The 16,645-nt window shown below is 48.9% G+C and carries 13 protein-coding genes and 2 pseudogenes; 4 read left to right on the forward strand and 11 right to left on the reverse strand.

The annotated features are described in order from the left end of the window. Positions 1–2: 2 nt before the first annotated feature. Both pyk and HUX74_RS10390 read left to right on the forward strand, forming a co-directional pair. A complete protein-coding gene (gene pyk / locus HUX74_RS10385; protein ID WP_009037618.1) occupies positions 3–1,460 on the forward strand; it encodes a pyruvate kinase in 1,458 nt (485 codons plus the stop codon). A 118-nt stretch (positions 1,461–1,578) separates the two neighbouring features. After that, on the forward strand, positions 1,579–2,208 hold the full coding sequence (locus HUX74_RS10390) for an O-methyltransferase (protein WP_174646621.1): 630 nt from the start codon (positions 1,579–1,581) through the stop codon (positions 2,206–2,208). Positions 2,209–2,216: 8 nt separating this feature from the next. Here HUX74_RS10390 and HUX74_RS10395 read toward each other — a convergent pair whose 3' ends face one another. The 3 genes from HUX74_RS10395 to HUX74_RS10405 form a co-directional block, all read right to left on the reverse strand. Next, positions 2,217–3,452 (reverse strand): FtsX-like permease family protein, encoded by a 1,236-nt coding sequence (locus HUX74_RS10395; RefSeq protein ID WP_016272364.1) that lies wholly within the window; start codon positions 3,450–3,452, stop codon positions 2,217–2,219. Further along, positions 3,452–3,784 carry a 30S ribosome-binding factor RbfA gene (rbfA, locus tag HUX74_RS10400; protein WP_005834378.1) on the reverse strand — a complete coding sequence of 111 codons (333 nt, stop codon included), beginning with the start codon at positions 3,782–3,784 and terminating at the stop codon, positions 3,452–3,454. The genes HUX74_RS10395 and rbfA overlap by 1 nt, the downstream gene beginning before the upstream one ends. A 694-nt stretch (positions 3,785–4,478) precedes the next feature. Then, positions 4,479–6,989, reverse strand: a complete 2,511-nt coding sequence (locus HUX74_RS10405; protein WP_016272365.1) for a YfhO family protein — start codon at positions 6,987–6,989, stop codon at positions 4,479–4,481. Positions 6,990–7,233: 244 nt separating this feature from the next. Here HUX74_RS10405 and HUX74_RS10410 point away from each other — a divergent pair, with 244 nt between their 5' ends. Together HUX74_RS10410 and HUX74_RS10415 are read left to right on the forward strand one after the other, a co-directional pair. Further along, positions 7,234–7,938, forward strand: coding sequence for a 5'-methylthioadenosine/adenosylhomocysteine nucleosidase (locus tag HUX74_RS10410; protein ID WP_174646622.1), 705 nt, complete (start codon positions 7,234–7,236; stop codon positions 7,936–7,938). Positions 7,939–7,962: 24 nt separating this feature from the next. Next, positions 7,963–8,454: an S-ribosylhomocysteine lyase gene (locus HUX74_RS10415; protein WP_117964637.1), complete on the forward strand. Its 492-nt coding sequence runs from the start codon at positions 7,963–7,965 to the stop codon at positions 8,452–8,454. Positions 8,455–8,556: 102 nt separating this feature from the next. Here HUX74_RS10415 and HUX74_RS10420 read toward each other — a convergent pair. The 8 genes and pseudogenes from HUX74_RS10420 to rpsO form a co-directional block, all read right to left on the reverse strand. Continuing rightward, a pseudogene (locus HUX74_RS10420) lies at positions 8,557–9,009 on the reverse strand (AMP-binding protein); the annotation flags it as partial. A gap of 167 nt (positions 9,010–9,176) precedes the next feature. Further along, positions 9,177–10,238, reverse strand: a complete 1,062-nt coding sequence (locus HUX74_RS10425) for an IS5-like element IS1169 family transposase (RefSeq protein ID WP_008657074.1) — start codon at positions 10,236–10,238, stop codon at positions 9,177–9,179. Between the two features lie 87 nt (positions 10,239–10,325). Continuing rightward, positions 10,326–11,522 (reverse strand): annotated as a pseudogene (locus HUX74_RS10430) (AMP-binding protein); the annotation flags it as partial. 87 nt (positions 11,523–11,609) lie between these two features. After that, positions 11,610–12,185 (reverse strand): helix-turn-helix domain-containing protein, encoded by a 576-nt coding sequence (locus tag HUX74_RS10435; RefSeq protein ID WP_005830747.1) that lies wholly within the window; start codon positions 12,183–12,185, stop codon positions 11,610–11,612. Between the two features lie 176 nt (positions 12,186–12,361). Then, positions 12,362–14,773: an outer membrane beta-barrel family protein gene (locus tag HUX74_RS10440; protein ID WP_254592856.1), complete on the reverse strand. Its 2,412-nt coding sequence runs from the start codon at positions 14,771–14,773 to the stop codon at positions 12,362–12,364. 54 nt (positions 14,774–14,827) lie between these two features. Continuing rightward, complete coding sequence (locus tag HUX74_RS10445; protein WP_117601393.1) at positions 14,828–15,316, reverse strand: DUF4251 domain-containing protein; 489 nt, start codon at positions 15,314–15,316, stop codon at positions 14,828–14,830. Between the two features lie 14 nt (positions 15,317–15,330). After that, positions 15,331–16,224, reverse strand: coding sequence for a helix-turn-helix domain-containing protein (locus HUX74_RS10450; RefSeq protein WP_087332377.1), 894 nt, complete (start codon positions 16,222–16,224; stop codon positions 15,331–15,333). Positions 16,225–16,316: 92 nt separating this feature from the next. Continuing rightward, positions 16,317–16,586, reverse strand: coding sequence for a 30S ribosomal protein S15 (gene rpsO / locus HUX74_RS10455; protein WP_005830737.1), 270 nt, complete (start codon positions 16,584–16,586; stop codon positions 16,317–16,319). Positions 16,587–16,645: the final 59 nt, after the last annotated feature.

The following is a 16,645-nucleotide window of genomic DNA, read 5'->3' on the forward strand; positions in this document are numbered from 1 at the left end:
TTATGTTATTGAAGCAAACGAAGATTGTCGCAACGATTTCTGACCAGCGCTGTGATGTTGATTTTATAAAGCAGTTGTTCGATGCAGGTATGAATGTTGTACGTATGAATACTGCACATCTTGGCCGTGAAGGTGCCGAGAAGTTGATTAACAATGTGCGTTCGGTTTCCAACCGCATCGCTATCCTTATGGATACGAAAGGACCGGAGGTCCGCACGACGGTTCTGGCTGAGCCCATTCCTTTCAAGGCGGGCGACCGCGTGAAGGTGGTAGGCAACCCGGAGCAGGAGACTACCCGTGAATGTATCTCGGTATCCTATCCCCATTTCGTCAAAGACTTGAATGTGGACGGCCATATCCTTATTGATGACGGTGACTTGGAGTTGGTCGTTGTAGAGAAGACCCCCGACTACCTGCTCTGCGAAGTACAGAATGAGGCTACTCTGGGCAGCCGCAAGAGCGTCAACGTTCCCGGCGTCCGCATAAATCTGCCTTCTCTGACGGAGAAGGACCGCACCAATATCCTTTATGCCATTGAGAAGAACATAGACTTTATTGCCCACTCCTTTGTGCGCAATAAGCAGGATATACTCGACATCAAGGCGATTCTTGACGCTCATAACAGCGATATCCGTATTGTGGCAAAGATTGAGAACCAGGAGGGTGTGGATAACATAGACGAGATTCTGGAAGTAGCCGACGGTGTGATGATAGCTCGCGGTGACCTCGGTATTGAAGTTCCGCAGGAACGTATTCCGGGCATCCAGCGTGTGCTCATCCGCAAGTGTATTCTTGCCAAGAAGCCGGTGATTGTTGCCACACAGATGCTTCATACCATGATTTCCAATCCGCGTCCCACCCGTGCGGAGGTAACGGACATTGCCAATGCCATCTATTATCGTACGGATGCCTTGATGTTGAGCGGTGAAACCGCCTATGGAAAGTATCCGGTAGAAGCAGTGAAGACGATGACCAAGATTGCCGCCCAAGCGGAGAAAGACAAGCTGTCTGACAACGATATCCGTATTCCGCTGGACGAGAACAGCAACGACGTGACTGCGTTCCTGGCCAAACAAGCGGTAAAGGCTACCACCAAACTGAAAATCCGTGCAATCATCACCGACAGTTACAGCGGCCGCACTGCCCGTAACCTTGCCGCTTTCCGTGGCAAATATCCAGTGTTGGCCATCTGCTACAAGGAAAAGACCATGCGGCACCTTGCCCTTTCCTACGGTGTGGAAGCTATCTATATGCCCGAACTTGCCAACGGGCAGGAATATTACTTTGCAGCCTTGCGCCGCTTGTTGAAGGAAGGCCGTTTATGTCCTACGGACATGGTGGGTTACCTGAGTAGTGGTAAAGCCGGTACGCGTACTTCCTTTCTCGAAATCAACGTGGTGGAAGATGCCCTGAAACATGCTGAAGATAGTGTGTTGCCCAACAGTAACAGATACTTGTAGGATAAGGGATTAAGGATAAGGGGTTAGGGATTAGCGGTTAATGATTAATTAATAATTGTGCGCAGAACTAACCCCTAACCCCTAATCCCTTATCCCTAACCTATAATCCATTAACAAAGTGACGATTGACGAATACATTTTGCAGCACATTGATGATGAGGGCGATTATCTGAAAGCGCTCTATCGCGACACGCATGTCAAGTTGCTATATCCCCGCATGGCTTCCGGACATTTGCAGGGGCGTATGCTCAAGATGTTTGTCCGGATGATTCGTCCCTGGCAGGTGCTGGAGATAGGGACTTATAGCGGGTATTCCGCACTTTGCATAGCAGAAGGACTGCCGGAGGGCGGGATGCTGCATACGTTTGAAATCAACGACGAGCAGGAGGACTTCACCCGTCCGTGGCTGGAGAATTCCGATTACGCGGATAAAATCAGGTTCTACATTGGCGATGCCTTGGAGCTGGTACCGCAACTGGACCTCACTTTCGACCTTGCCTTTATTGACGGAGATAAGCGTAAATACATAGAGTATTATGAAATGGTGCTCGCCCGCCTTTCCGGCGGTGGATATATCATTGCCGACAATACCTTGTGGGATGGCCATGTGCTGGAAGAACAACCCCATCGCACAGACTTGCAGACAATCAGTATCAAAGCCTTCAATGATTTGGTGGCGCGGGATGCGCGCGTGGAGAAAGTCATTCTTCCCCTGCGTGACGGATTGACGATTATCCGTAAGAAGTAACTGTTTTTCTATCTTTTTCTCAGCAGCCGCTTGCTAAGGTATCTCACCGGATACCATACGGACAAGAAGCCTACGGTGATGACCGTTACGAATACCAGCATGATATCCGTGGCATGTACACTTACCGGATAAGCGTCCACTACAAAACTTCCATTGCCTCCCCCCAATGAAATCAACCCGAAACGTTGCTGCAGAAAGCACAGCAACAATCCTAAAACGATGCCGGAGAGGGCGCCGAATACAGAAATCATCCTGCCTTCGAACAAGAAGATGCGCGCTATGAGCCGGTCATCGGCACCCAGGTTGCGCAGTGTCTCCACGTCCTCCCGTTTGTCCAGTATCAGCATGGACAGCGAACCGATGACATTGAAGCATGCGATACCCAGAATGAAGGTGAGGAAGAGATAAGAGATGAGTTTCTCTATTTCCATGATGCGGAAAACATCGGCCTGCTGCTCGTAGCGGTTCTGTACAATGAACCGGTCGCCGAGAATGCCTGCTATTTTCTTTTGTACGGAGCCGATGTTGGAACCGGGTTTCAGTTTCATCTCGATGGCAGAAACTTCCGTGTCATAATTGAACAGACGGCGGGCAAAGTCGAGTGACGTCAGTATGTAGCGTGAATCGTATTTTTGCTGGTTGACGGCAAAGATGGCGCCGGGCGAGAAGAGATACTCCCGGTTGAAAGCCGCAGTGGGGTTGGCTATGTTTACCCGTACGTTCCGTTTGGGGGCATAGACCTGCAACGGGTCCACGAACTGAATGCCGGTGCCCAACTCGGATATAAGTTCCACACCCAGAAAACCATAGTCCACCACCGAGTCGCTCAGTAGGAACTTTCCCGTCCCATAGAGCAAGCTGTCGATGGATGTAAGCTGTTCGAAATTGTCCTCCACTCCCTTGATGACGGCCATTGCCTGGCGGTCCTTGTACTGCACCATGGCATTCTCTTCCAGTGTTTCCGTCCACACGTCAATCTCGGACAGGGCGTGTACTTGCCGGATGCACGCTTCGTGCGGGTCGAAAACCTTACCTTCGCGGACGGTGATTTTCAGTTCCGGGTCGAAGGCTGTGAAAAAGCCTGCCACCATGTCCTGAAAACCGTTGAACACGGACAAGGTGCATACCAACGCCAACGTAGCCAATGCCACTCCACACACCGAAATACCGGAGATGATATTAATGGCATTGTGTTTCTTCTTGGAGAAGAGGTAGCGGCGGGCTATAAAGAAGGGAAGGGACATTATTTCAGCAGTTCATCAATTCGTTCCAGATAGTCCAGTGAGTCGTCTACGAAGAACTTCAGTTCGGGGATAATGCGTAGTTGGTGGCGTACGCGGGTACCCAGTTCAAAGCGTATGGATTTCATGTTTCCGTTGATGTTCTTGACTATTTCTTCGCTTTTCTCCGAGGGGAATATACTGAGATAAGCGCGTGCCACGCTCATGTCGGGGCTGATGCGTACGGCACTGACGGAAATCAGTATGCCGGGCATGGACTTGGTTTGCAACAAGAAGATATCACTCAGTTCCTTCTGCAGGAGACGGGCTATTTTATTTTGTCTGGTAGTTTCCATACTGTTCATTTTTTTATGCTGGGGTGCAGCCTGTTTTCACGTTAGCAAAGTTACTGAAATATATCGTTCTGCCGACTGTTTATAGCTTTTTTTTCATTCTTTTCCCTATTGTAGGGTTCATTCTTTTCCGTTCTGTCGATGAGATATGCCTTTTCGTAGATTCTATTTGTTGTTCTTGTTATGCTTCCCTAACTTTGATGTCAGTTCGGAGAACTGCTGATGATGAGTGAAGAAGGAAGAGAACCATTCCGTTATAGAAGAGACTCTCTCTAAATAGCGTTTTTTCATGTATTATTGACTTGAACCGTTTTTACCCGGGAGGGTAGAAACGGTTTTTTTGCGCATCTGACCGGGCTTTCTTGTCTCTTGCATAGGCTTCCGTTGTGTGTTACATAGGCTTCTGTTGTGTTTTGCACGGTGGTTTGTCTTGAGAAGCCTTTGGGTTTATCATGTGCGCACGGCTGTGATACGCCTTTTCCACAGCGGTGAAGAAGACGTGCCACAGCTGTGAAGAATATGCTTCACAGCTGTGGTTTTTCATCAATATATAGGGGTTGACAGAACAGACATAAGGGAATGACAGAACAAACATGAGGGGATAACGGAACGGACATAAGCACTCGACGCATTCCGTATCAGGGTATGAATAGCGGAATGCGTCGAGTCCTTGTGGGGGAATGATATGATATTTTTTTTATGCCTTTACATACTTCCTTTTAGCTATCAGCACTGCCACGATGATACCTATCACCAGCAGTGCCAGTGCTCCGTAGGCGATGCCTTCCGTCACGTGCAGGCTGGTGGGGTCAAAGCGCATTTCGATGGTGTGCTGTCCGGCAGGAACATACATTGTGCGCAGGATATAGTCGGCGCGTGCCAGTTCGACAGGCTGTCCGTCGATGGTTACGTGCCAGCCGTCCGGATAATAGATTTCGGAGAATACGGCAATACCGTCTTGGGCATTGTTCGTTTCGTACGTCAGGCGGTTAGGTGCGTAACTTGTCAGGCGGATGCTGGAGAGGCTATCTTTATAACTTTCCGTGGTACCTTTCAGTACATCCTTGAAGCGGGCATCCACTACGGCTGTCTCTGTGGGTATGATGCTGTCCAGGGCGTCAATCTCTTCGTTGGCGTTGTTCACATACTGCACCTTGTTTACAAACCATGCATTGCCGTAGGCGTGCGGGTTGAGGATGGGAACGGTTTGTCTTTGCTGCCCTGCAGGGAAGATGAAGTATTTGGTGTTTAGCATGTTCAGTACGCGGAACTTATTGGCATCCACGCTGTCCATCTCACCTCCGGCGGTGGCAATGGCCTTGTAGGCCGCCTGCATTTCGGGAGAGATGTGATGCTCTATCATTTCCTGGTAGCGGCGCAGCTTGGCCGGGTGATAACCGCCGACGCTTTTGTGCCAGTAGGAGGTGTTGTTGTCATCGAAGGTGCTGGTGGCAAAGTTCAATACACGATAGTCCAAGCTGGTATCTTGTAGTATCAGCTCGTCTGTATTTGTCTTGGTGAAGGTTTCCGTACGGATGGAGTGGGGCACGAACTGGGCATCATTCAGATAGCGCTTGTTGACCCCCCACATATCTGCCAGGCAGAGTATGGTGATACCTGCAATGGTCAGCGAGCTGCGCAGCTTGCCGCTTGCATAGAGCCAGAGCAGGCTGCAGCCGATGCCTATGATGATGAAGCTACGCAGGGCGTCGCTGCTGACGAGTTCGGCACGCATCTCTCCCAAGTTGGCAAGGATGCCGGAGAGCTCGTTGGCGGGTATCATCTGCTGGTTGACGGCATTCTGCAGCATCTGTGCCTCTTGGGCGGGCACGTAGCCGGAGCCGATGCTGCCCGGGGCAACGGCAAGCAGCAGGGCGATGCCTGCAGTGAGCAGCAGGCTGATGCCGAGGGGCTTCTTTTCCTGTTTTAAGATTTCCGGCTCTTCGAGCAGGCGTTTCAGGGCAAAGATAGCTAGCAAAGGTATCGTGAACTCTGCTATGACAAGGATGGAGGACACGGCGCGGAACTTGTTGTACAACGGGACGTAATCGATGAAGAAATCCGTCAGCGGCATGAAGTTCTTGCCCCAGGACAAGACGATGGAGAAGAAGGTGGCTCCTATCAATGCCCACTTCAACGGTCCTTTCACGATGAAGCATCCCAGTACGAACAGAAACAAGACGAATGCTCCGACGTAGACGGGACCCGACGTCATGGGCTGGGTACCGAAATATTGTGTCAGTGAGCCGTACAGACTGCTGTACATCGGGTTTGCCTTGCTCATGGCGGTTTCACTCTGGCTGAGGGCGGCAGATGCTCCGCCTTTGAAGTTGGGCACCAGCAGAGTCAGTGTTTCGTCGATGCCGTAGCTCCACTGGGTGATGTAGTCGCGGTCCAGCCCGCTACTGGTCTGCTTGGCAGCGTCGCCGGTCTGCACCAGTTCGCTTTTGCCGCGCATGGTTTCTTTGCTGTAGGCATAGGTGTGATAGAGGTTGGATACGTTGGCGGCTATGCCGACGAGGGCTGCCACAATCAGTACGGCACTTGCCTTGAAGAACTGGGGCAATGTCTTGGTACGCCATGCTTTCTCGAAGTAGGCTCCCACAAAGAAAAGGATGACGAAGAAGAAGTAATAGGACATCTGCACGTGGTTCGAGGTGATTTGCAGGGCCACGAACAAGGCGGTGAGGATGCCTCCCCACAGCAGTTTCCCACGATAGGCGAGCACAATGCCTGCTATGGTGGGCGGCACGTAGGCAAGGGTGATGAACTTCCAGATGTGTCCGGCAGATATCAGGATGAAGAAATAGGACGAGAATGCCCACATGATACCGCCCAGTCCGGCCAGCCAGACCGGTATGCCGAAGACGCGCAGCAGGATGTAGAAGCCGAGCATCAGCATGAATGTGAGGCACACATAGTCGGGCAGGAAGAGTTGGTAGGCTTTCTGTACCCACTGCAGTGACTTGGTGGAGTCATACGAAGGGGCTATCTGATACATGGGCATACCGCCGAACAGCGAGTTTGTCCAACGGCTGCGTTCGCCCGTCTGTTCGTAATACTCCTTGACTTCTTGTCCTGCCCCTGCTCCTGCAGCCGTGTCGTGCTGAAAGAGAATACGGTTTTCTATATCCGCCGGGAAGAAGTAGGCGAAGGAAAGGAGGACGAATGCCAAGATGGCAATAAGGTCGGGAAGAAGCTTCTTCATGAGTTATAAGTTATGAGTTATCAATTAATCAATTGTGGGGCAAAGATAGTGCAAACCGAATACAGAACTTTCATGCTTGCATGAAAAAGTTTTGTTGAGGTGCAGCCTATCTTCGCTTTTGTGGCAAAGATACATAAATGCAGATTGTTATTGTCACGTTATCGGCAGAATGTTGTACCTTTGCCTTTCCAAAAAAAGATTAAAGTGCTTTAATGGTAATATGCAAGCTTAAATTATTATAGATATGACAATAGGGATAATCAGTGCAATGGACAGCGAACACCGCCGGTTGGTGGAGCGCTTGCAGGATAAGAATACGTCGGGCGATGGTAGTTTCCGCTATGTGGAAGGTACATTGGGCGGTAACCATGTAATCTTGACGCAATGTGGCATCGGTAAGGTGAGTGCAGCGGTAGGAGCTTCGGAACTGATACGGCGCTTTTCTCCGGACTGCATCGTCAGCACCGGTGTGGCGGGTGGTATTGATGCTTGCCTGAAGGTGACGGATGTAGTGGCAAGCCAACGTCTGGTGTATCACGACGTCTGGTGCGGCGACGGTAACGAGTACGGACAGGTACAAGGTTTCCCCGCCTCTTACGAGGGCTGTCCCTCTCTGTTGAGACATGCCTTGTCGCTGAACGAAGCCGGAATGGAAAGCCGCATCCACAGCGGACTTGTCTGTACCGGCGACCAGTTCATCACCAACCGTACGGAGCTGGATACCATCAAGCAACGTTTCCCCGACGGTCTTGCCGTTGATATGGAGTCTGCCGCCATTGCGCAGACTTGCTATCTGTACAATGTTCCTTTTCTCAGCTTCCGCATTATCAGCGACACACCCGGAGTAGAGGACCATGCTTCGCAGTATGCCGATTTCTGGGGAACCATGGCAGAGCGTTCGTTCCTCACGATATGGACCTTCCTCTCCACCCTTCCCAGCAATTTATAACTCATAACTTATAACTCATAACTCATGAAGAAGATTCCCAGTTTTACAATTGACCACATCCGCTTGTTGCGCGGTATTTACGTATCCCGCCAGGATGAAGTGAACGGAGAAACAGTCACTACTTTCGACATCCGTATGAAAGAGCCCAACCGTGAGCCTGCCTTGGGACAAGGTGCTCTGCACACCATCGAACACCTTGCCGCCACCTACCTGCGTAATGACCCGCAGTGGCAGGACAAGATTATCTATTGGGGCCCCATGGGCTGCCTCACCGGTAATTATCTGCTGATGAAAGGTGACTTGAAGCCGCAGGACATACTGACACTGATGCAGGACACCTTCCGCTTTGTTGCCGAATATGAAGGTGAAGTCCCCGGTGCCGCTCCGCAAGATTGCGGCAACTACCTGCTCCACGACCTTCCGATGGCTAAATGGGAGTCTGCCAAATACCTGCATGAGGTATTGGAACAGATGAAAGAGGAGAATATGAAATATCCGGAAAAAGAAGAAAAATAAGGGGTTAGGGATTAAGGATAAAGGATTAGGGATAAGGGATTATTGGGGTCGCATAGACTTTAATATAGGCATAACCCCATCCTTGATCCTTATCCTTTATTATTACACAATCTCAATCCCTTGCTCCTTGCAAAGTTGCAATCCCAAGTCTTTCAGCTTGAATTTCTGTATCTTGCCGCTTCCTGTCATGGGGAATTCCTTGATGAAGAAGATATACTTGGGTATCTTGTAGCGTGATATTTTGCCGATGCAGAAGTCTCGTACATCCGATTCGTGCATATCCACTCCTTCGTGCAGGATGATGAAAGCGCCTACGGCTTCACCGTACTTTTTAGAGGGAATGCCGGCTACCTGCACGTCTTTTACGCCTTCCAGTTGATAGAGGAACTCTTCTATCTCGCGGGGATAGATATTTTCACCACCGCGGATAATCATGTCCTTGATGCGTCCTGTGATGCGGTAATTGCCGTCTTCGTCCTTTATTCCAAGGTCTCCCGAGTGCAGAAAGCCGTTCTCATCAATGACTTCGGCTGTGGCTTCCGGGTTTTTGTAGTGGTGAGTTCTATCAATTCAATTTATCCTCTTGTATCAGACAGCAGAACTCTTTAACTGCCCAATTTGTGAGCTTTAGTCTTTCAAATTTAGCGAATATTTTCTACCCCCCCCAATTTTTACAATAATTAACTTGTGTTTGTTGTAAAAATTGGATGTGCAGGCATAATTCACCCCAACAACTCAGGTTTCAGCCTGATTATTTGCGTGTAACGACTGATGTTATACACAAGACTGGTGAGTGCTACATTGGCTTTAGCACGAATAAGCCCTACTGTACGCACCACAAGTCCACGCATGGTTTGTTCCTCAAACCCGAATACATGCTCGACAAGGCAACGTGTCTTGGATTTTTTCCTATTGTCTGATTTCTGCTCCTTGGTAAGCGGACGGTTACGGTAGCCCTTTTCGCAAATTATCGGATTCATCTTATGCTGTTTTACAATCTCCTCTTGTCCGACATAACCGGCGTCCAAATACAAGTCCTTGCCTTCGTCTTTTTCATCCAGCAGTCCTTCAAAGCCTTTGGAATCATGCACTTCTGCCGACGTGGTATCATAAGAAAGTATGATCTTATTGCGTTTCTCAACTTTAGTATGCTGCTTGTAGCCGTAAAAAGTCTCATCACGCTTCTTTGTCCAGCGGGCATCTACATCCTTGTGGCACTTCTTGTGGGGATTGTCATTCCACAACTTATTACCCGCTCCCTGTTTTATCTGCTCATTTTCATCACGGGTGTTACGTTGGCGAGGGGCAATAACAAAACTGGCATCAATGATGCGACCCTCATTGAATTGCAGACCCTTACTTTCCATGAAACTATGAAATTCCGAAAAAAGCTTGTCATAAACGCCTGTATTTGTCAGGAGTTCGCGATACTTCCACACCGTCTTCTCGTCAGGAACATCGTCAACACATTCAATACCAAGAAACTTGCGGAAACTCGTACGGTCAACTATCTGATACTCTATCTGATGGTCACTCAAACCATAATAACGCTGAAGAAACAAGACCTTGAACATCAGCACACAGTCTATCGGCGGACGACCGGCATTACTTTTGCGCTCTCCGGTAAAAAGGGCTGATTCAAGAGTAGGACGAAAGATCTCAAAATCAACATACTGAGACAACACTTCAAGAGGATTGCCCATTTCATTCAAACGCAATTCACGATTCTCTGACTCAAATAGTTGATTATAACGAAGCTTACGGTATCGGGATAACTTGTTCATTATAAAATTCTTATTTTCTGCAAATTTACGCTCTTGGAACCATATAAACAACTGTACTACAATATTTTAATTTATAGAACTCCTCTAGTAACCCTTCATGGTGTTGTATCCGCGGTTGCACATTTCGCCTTGTACGCCTACGGGACACTCTTCTCCGGTTTCGGGGTCGATAACCTTTACTTCCGTATGTTCAAAGTCGTGTCCTACGGTATTGCAACGTACATCGAACGGGTCGTCTATCCGGGTGGCGGTCATTCCGGGAGCAGCTTCGGTCAGCCCGTAAACGCTGGTCACTTTCATGTACATTTTCTCTTCCACCTGCTTCATCAGCTCTACCGGGCAGAGGGAACCTGCCATGATACCCGTACGTAGGCTGGACATATCGAACATGTCGAACATCGGATGGTTCAGTTCGGCAATGAACATGGTGGGTACACCGTAAAGTGCCGTGCAGCGCTCCTTGTGGATGGAGGCGAGCACTACCAACGGGTTGAAGCGTTCCACCATTACTTCCGTACAGCCGTGTGTCAGGCAGTTCATGGTGGCAAGTACCACGCCAAAGCAGTGGAACAATGGTACGCAGACGCAGAGCTTGTCGTCGGCGGTAAACTTCATGTGCTCACCGGTAAGGAAACCGTTGTTGGCAATGTTGTAGTGGGTAAGCATGACGCCTTTCGGGAATCCCGTAGTGCCTGAGGTGTATTGCATGTTCACTACATCGTGGCAAGTGACCTGACTTTTGAGCTCATTCAGGCGGCTGTCTTCTATATTGTTGCCCAAGAGAAGTATTTCGGCCGTGTTGTACATGCCCCGGTGCTTCTCCTGCCCCACGTAGATGACGTTTTTCATATAAGGGAAACGTTCGCTTTTCAAGTGTCCGCGTTGGCAAGTCTTCAGTTCCGGAAGCATGGTATAGGTCATTTGCACAAAGTCACTGTCCTTTTCGCCATTGACGATGCAGAGGGTATGCATGTCGGAGTTCTGGCAGAGATATTCCAGCTCGGACTGTTTGTAGTTGGTGTTTACCGTTACGTAGACGGCACCTATCTTGGCGCAAGCGTATAATAGAGTCAGCCAGTCGGGTACATTGGCTGCCCAGATACCTACGTGTGTTCCCCGTTCCACGCCGATGGCGATAAGTCCTTTGGCCATGTCGTCCACCCGGCGGTTGAACTGGCTCCAGGTGAAGCGCAGGTTGCGGTCAGAGTAAACGATATATTCTTTGTCTGGTGTTGTTTCGGCCCAATGTTCCAACCATTGGCCGAGGGTACGTTCGTATAACATGATGTGGAAGTTGAAAGTGGAAAGTTGAAAGGTGAAAATAGAAAGTATTTATCATTTTCCATTTTCACCTTTTAATTTTCCATTAATTTAAATTGGTGTATAAACTACTGCAAGTATCTTGGCTGCCTGCCCTTCATAGGCGTGTACGTGGTGCGGAACGATGGAATCGTAATAGATGCTGTCACCTTCTTCGAGCAGGTAGGTATTTTTGCCGTAACTGATTTCCATGGTCCCTTCCATCACCATGATGAATTCTTCGCCTTCGTGTGAGGAGAGTACAAAGTCACTGTCGTCCGTAGCGGCCACATCAATGATAAACGGCTCCATATGGCGGTCGGCTTTGGATTTGGAGAGTGAATGATACTCCATATGCTTGCGGCTGTGGATGGCATTGTTGGAGAAACTGATACTGTTCTGCGACTCGTCCTTACGGCAGACCACGGGACCGTTCTCATCCTGGTCGTCAAGAAAAGTTCCCAAACGTACACCCAGCACACGAGCTATCTTGATGAGGGGAGCCAGTGACGGGAGGTCGATGTTGTTTTCTATACGTTCAATCTGTTCGATAGCAAGTCCCGAACGCTGTGCCAGTTCTTCCATACTGATGGATTGGCTTTCACGGAGTGATTTTATTTTTTCTCCTACGATTTTGCTGGTATCCATAATGATAGTATTTTCTGTCTAAAGGTTATAATTTATAGCTGTTAAACCGCAAAAATAAGAGAAACTTTTACTTGATGCAACATTCTGAGGGAAAATATTGCTGAAATATCTCCGGTGGTCGGCTTATTTGTATAATATTCTTCTGTTCTGTTTCTCTTTCTTCCCCAAAGTTCTGTTTATAGCCGCTTCAAGTCTTGTTCCGATACGTGCTTTCCTTTGTACGCTTTGCCTGCTGCATTGAAACGATAGCTTAGGTTCAGGGAGAAGCTGCGCGAGTCCGGGTTTGCCTTTTTCGTATAGGTCAGCCGGGGACCGAACAGCATGAAGGAGCCATACCGGGAATTCCACAGGTCATTGGCTTGCAGTCCGAGCGTCAGCCTTTTGTTGAAGAATGTTTTGCGGATGCCGGCGTTTATGCCCCAATAGGAACGTTGCAGCATGGCGCCGAAGTTGCCTTCGCTCTGGTAGTCGGCATCAAGGGAGAGAATCCACTCGTCCGGAAGCTGGAGACTGTTTTGCAGAAAGAGGTAAATGCTGCCGCGGTTCATATTCTTGCTACTGCCTTGATTGGTGACTTTGAAGAACGGTTGGGCGAAGTAGATGCCGAGCTCCGGTTTCCAGATGCCGACGGTGGGTGACAGATGGGCAGAGGCGGTGAGATACTGCATCCGTTTGAAATTTCCGGTAGTGAAGATGACAACATCCGGATTGTCCTCGTATTCTTTGGTCATGAAGGCAATGGCATTGCGGCGGTATTGGTAGTTAAGTCCGAATTGTACCCACTTGTAAAGGGCCGTGAACTGCAGGTCGTGGTTGGTTTCGGGGGTGAGCAGTGGGTTTCCGCCTTCGTAGATGAAACGGTTGTTATAACTCAGTGTGCTACGTAGCTGGAAGAAGCTGGGGCGGTTGCTTTTGGCTGTATAGCTGAGATTGGCTTGGGCTTTGCCGAGAGGAAAGTCTACCGATAGGTTGGGGCACCAGTCATTGTAAGTACGACTTTGACCGGACACGTACTTTTCCTGCTCCCAATAGTCGGAGACGGCATGCTCGAAGCGCAGTCCTGCAAGAAGGCTGATTTTTCCTAATGTCAGTGAGTATTCGGCAAAGACGGCGGACTTGCTTTCGTCGATTCGACTGTCTGTATCGGGAAGTATGTGCTGCCGGTTCAGGAATTTGTCATTTCGCCGGATGAAGGTGTAATCGGCACCGGTCTTCAGTTCACCTTTCCAAAGGGGATGGGTCAGAATCAACTTGGCGGCATAAAGGCGGTTGTCGGCGTGGTTGAAAGAGCTGATGTCGCGATTGCCTTCGGTCTGGCTTTCTTCTTGAGCCTCCTGGTGATTATAACTTTTTCCGTATACCAGGTCGGTGTTGAAGTTTATGTGGAGTTGCTTTATGCTGCCCTGATAGTAGGCATTCAGCTGGTGCCGGTTGGTTTGCTGCAAGTTTTGGGAGGAATGTATGGTGTGATCGGCCAATTCTTCATTTGCCCGGACGGTATATGCCGAATGGTCACTGCTGTGATAATCGGGGGTACGATGAAACTCATAGGAGGCACCGAGGCTGTGTTGGAGGGTGAAGTCGTAACTGGCGCTTGCTTTTCCTCCGGCAAGTAGTCCCTTATTATATAAGTGAACCCGGTTATTTACATCCCATTGTATTTCGGACGGTATCTGGTAGCGAACCTCCTGGTGGCGTTTTCTGTTTTCATAATTGGTGTACAGCATGCCCAGCAGGGACAGTCCTTTCTTCTGATAATTCAGATTGACTTGTCCGTAATGGCTGCTGCGTCTCCGTTGGGTGATTCCTGCACGGAAATTACCGCCAAAACTGTCTCTTTTGTTACGTACGGTGCGTATGCGTACAACGGCTTTAACGGTAGCATCGTACTCTGCACCCGGGTTGGTGATGAGCTCCACTTTTTCAATATCGGCGGCAGAGAGGCGTTGCAGCTCGGAGTTGTCTTGCAGAAGGCGGTTATCTATATAGATGACCGGTGTCCCTTTGCCAAAAACGGTATACCCCTCATCAGAGGAGCGCAGTCCGGGGATATGTTTCAATACGTCGTTGGCATCATTCAAGGATGCGAGCAGGGTTTGCCGTACGCTTGTCTCCAACTTTCCGCCCTTTAGTCGGAAAACGGGGCGGGCGGCGGTGATGACGGTTTCCGCAAGTAGCACGGCATCGGTTTGCAATATCCAGTTGTGGGTACTCCCGGTGGGGCAAGGCTGGCAAAGGGCTTTGTAACCGATGGAAGAAACTTGTAGTAGATAGTTTCCGGGAGCGGGAGGGAGAAGTTCAAAACTACCGTCGCTTCGGCTACACGTTCCTTGTATGAAGGTGGAATCTTCGGAAAGGAGGGCGATGTTAGCAAACTCTATCGGTTGCTTTTCCTCTGTGAGAATTTTACCTCGGATGGAGGGGGTTGTCGGGCTAGTTTGTGCTTTTGTTGTCGTGACGCTCATTAGGAGCAGGGCAAGAATACATATTATCTGTTTCATGTTCCGGTTGTTGTTTGATTTCGGGACACGAAGGTATCCGCTTTCTGCCGGGATGGAAGAAACAAAAAGCGGATAGTTGTCTGACATTTGCCTGACAATAGACTGACAATGCCTTTTCTTACTCTTCTGGGCGGGGAATGGCTATTTTTCTGTATCCATATCTCCGGTAAATGAGATGGACTGCTTGTTCATGGACTGTATATGGATACTGGTAGAACCGTCGGGAAAGACGGTGAGGCTGTATTCATAATTGTCGTCTTCACTGCGAGTCTTGAAGTCTATTTGGGTTTTGCCTTTTTTGAGAGGCTTGGTTGTGTATCCGGTGATGGGGGCGTTGAAGTTTAGACTTTTGCCTCCTCCATAGGGAGCGTTATAGGCCACTCCAAAGTAAGGTAGATAGGAAAAGACAGAGTCATTTCTGACTTCCAATGTATAGTTGGTGGTCAGGCTACGGCTGCTGCCTCTCATCGGTTGCATCCGGTCTACGTTGATTTTGTATTGTCTGGCAGCTATGGCCTCCTTTACTATACGTTCGATACGTGTTTTCTTTTCGCTTCGGCTTTGAGCAGTTGCCGGCATTGCGGCAGTTAGGCAGATTAGCCCTAATAGAATAAGTCTGTTAGTCTTCATGATTCTTATAATGTTTAGGTTCTTATTTCCAGTCCGTAGGCGCGGCCACGGTCTGTTGTTATTCTGAGGTTGCTGTTGTCCTCGACAATGGGCTTCAGACGCCGTATCAATGTGTAAAGCGTTTCGTCTGCATTGTCTTTTCCCGGCCATAGCGATTGGCAGATGTCAGACTTGAAAAGTAGGTGTGAGGAAGAAAGATAGAACATCTCCATCAGTGTATATTGCATGGGTGTGAGCTTCAGTTTCTCTTGCCGCTCATTATAGAAGCAGGCTTCCTGGAGGGAAAGCGAAAGGTTGCCGAAAGTGATGGTGTTTTCCTGCTGTTGCCCGTTACAAGTATCAGCATCAGTCCTTGTGCGCCGACGGAAATAGAAAAAGGTGAATCCTCCCCAGAGGAGGGCGGCCAATAGCAATGTTGCCGGAATTGTCTGCTTGGATAAACTGAACAGCATGGCAGCTGAGCAGCGGGCATATCCTCGGAAAGAAAGCGTCAGTCCAGATGCATCGGCTGTGGTGGAGAGCCATACTAATGTGTCGCTGGCAAGACATCCGGCAGGAATTTCATTGAATACGGTGGCGGGAGCATTCTTTTTCAGTATATGCAGCGAAAGTGTGGAGACATCTTTCAATCCGGTGACGGACAATGCTTCGGTAAAGGCTCTGTGGGAACCGCTTACGGAAACGGGAGTACCCATCACTTCTTGCAACTTGGCATAGGTTTGGATGGTGTCCGCATTCAACCATAATCCCTTGTTCTGCAATACTGTGCGTTGCAGTGCCTGGTTCAGGTCAGAGACCACACGTTGTTCTGCCTGTGAATAGCTGCGATAACCGAAGCCGAATGATAGCAGTATCAATAGAAAAGTGATTGCTATCGAAAGATTTGCTGCTGATACTTTTCTTTTCATGGATACAAAATTAGGTATAAATCGGATTATAAACAAAAAAGGAAGTTTCCTTTTGGAAAACTTCCTTTTTTGATGGTTTTGCCGCAAGTAGATTACTTACGCAAGCCGAGTTCTTTGACGATAGCACGATATCTGGTGATGTCGCGGTCCTTCAGATAAGTCAGCAACGCACGGCGTTTACCTACCAACATAGTCAAAGCTCTTTCTGTACTATAATCCTTTCTGTTGAGCTTAAGGTGCTCAGTCAGACGAGCAATACGGTAGGAAAACAAAGCTATCTGAGCCTCAGCTGAGCCAGTATCAGTGTTAGACTTTCCGTATTTGCCGAAGATTTCTTGCTTTTTAGCAGCGTCTAAATACATAATGTTTAATTAAAAGTTATTATAAATATTCCCTTTCGGGGCTGCAAAGATAGGGATAA

It is taken from the genome of Bacteroides sp. Marseille-P8574 (genome assembly GCF_902825465.1).
GTDB classification, from domain to species: domain Bacteria; phylum Bacteroidota; class Bacteroidia; order Bacteroidales; family Bacteroidaceae; genus Bacteroides; species Bacteroides uniformis.

What these genes read in the sequence shown, in the direction of transcription:
- pyk (WP_009037618.1), top strand. Translation starts at nt 3, where the DNA reads ATGTTATTGAAGCAAACGAAGATTGTCGCAACGATTTCTGACCAGCGC.
- HUX74_RS10395 (WP_016272364.1), bottom strand. Translation starts at nt 3,452, where the DNA reads ATGTCCCTTCCCTTCTTTATAGCCCGCCGCTACCTCTTCTCCAAGAAG.
- rbfA (WP_005834378.1), bottom strand. Translation starts at nt 3,784, where the DNA reads ATGGAAACTACCAGACAAAATAAAATAGCCCGTCTCCTGCAGAAGGAA.
- HUX74_RS10405 (WP_016272365.1), bottom strand. Translation starts at nt 6,989, where the DNA reads ATGAAGAAGCTTCTTCCCGACCTTATTGCCATCTTGGCATTCGTCCTC.
- HUX74_RS10410 (WP_174646622.1), top strand. Translation starts at nt 7,234, where the DNA reads ATGACAATAGGGATAATCAGTGCAATGGACAGCGAACACCGCCGGTTG.
- HUX74_RS10415 (WP_117964637.1), top strand. Translation starts at nt 7,963, where the DNA reads ATGAAGAAGATTCCCAGTTTTACAATTGACCACATCCGCTTGTTGCGC.
- HUX74_RS10425 (WP_008657074.1), bottom strand. Translation starts at nt 10,238, where the DNA reads ATGAACAAGTTATCCCGATACCGTAAGCTTCGTTATAATCAACTATTT.
- HUX74_RS10435 (WP_005830747.1), bottom strand. Translation starts at nt 12,185, where the DNA reads ATGGATACCAGCAAAATCGTAGGAGAAAAAATAAAATCACTCCGTGAA.
- HUX74_RS10440 (WP_254592856.1), bottom strand. Translation starts at nt 14,773, where the DNA reads ATGTCAGACAACTATCCGCTTTTTGTTTCTTCCATCCCGGCAGAAAGC.
- HUX74_RS10445 (WP_117601393.1), bottom strand. Translation starts at nt 15,316, where the DNA reads ATGAAGACTAACAGACTTATTCTATTAGGGCTAATCTGCCTAACTGCC.
- HUX74_RS10450 (WP_087332377.1), bottom strand. Translation starts at nt 16,224, where the DNA reads ATGAAAAGAAAAGTATCAGCAGCAAATCTTTCGATAGCAATCACTTTT.
- rpsO (WP_005830737.1), bottom strand. Translation starts at nt 16,586, where the DNA reads ATGTATTTAGACGCTGCTAAAAAGCAAGAAATCTTCGGCAAATACGGA.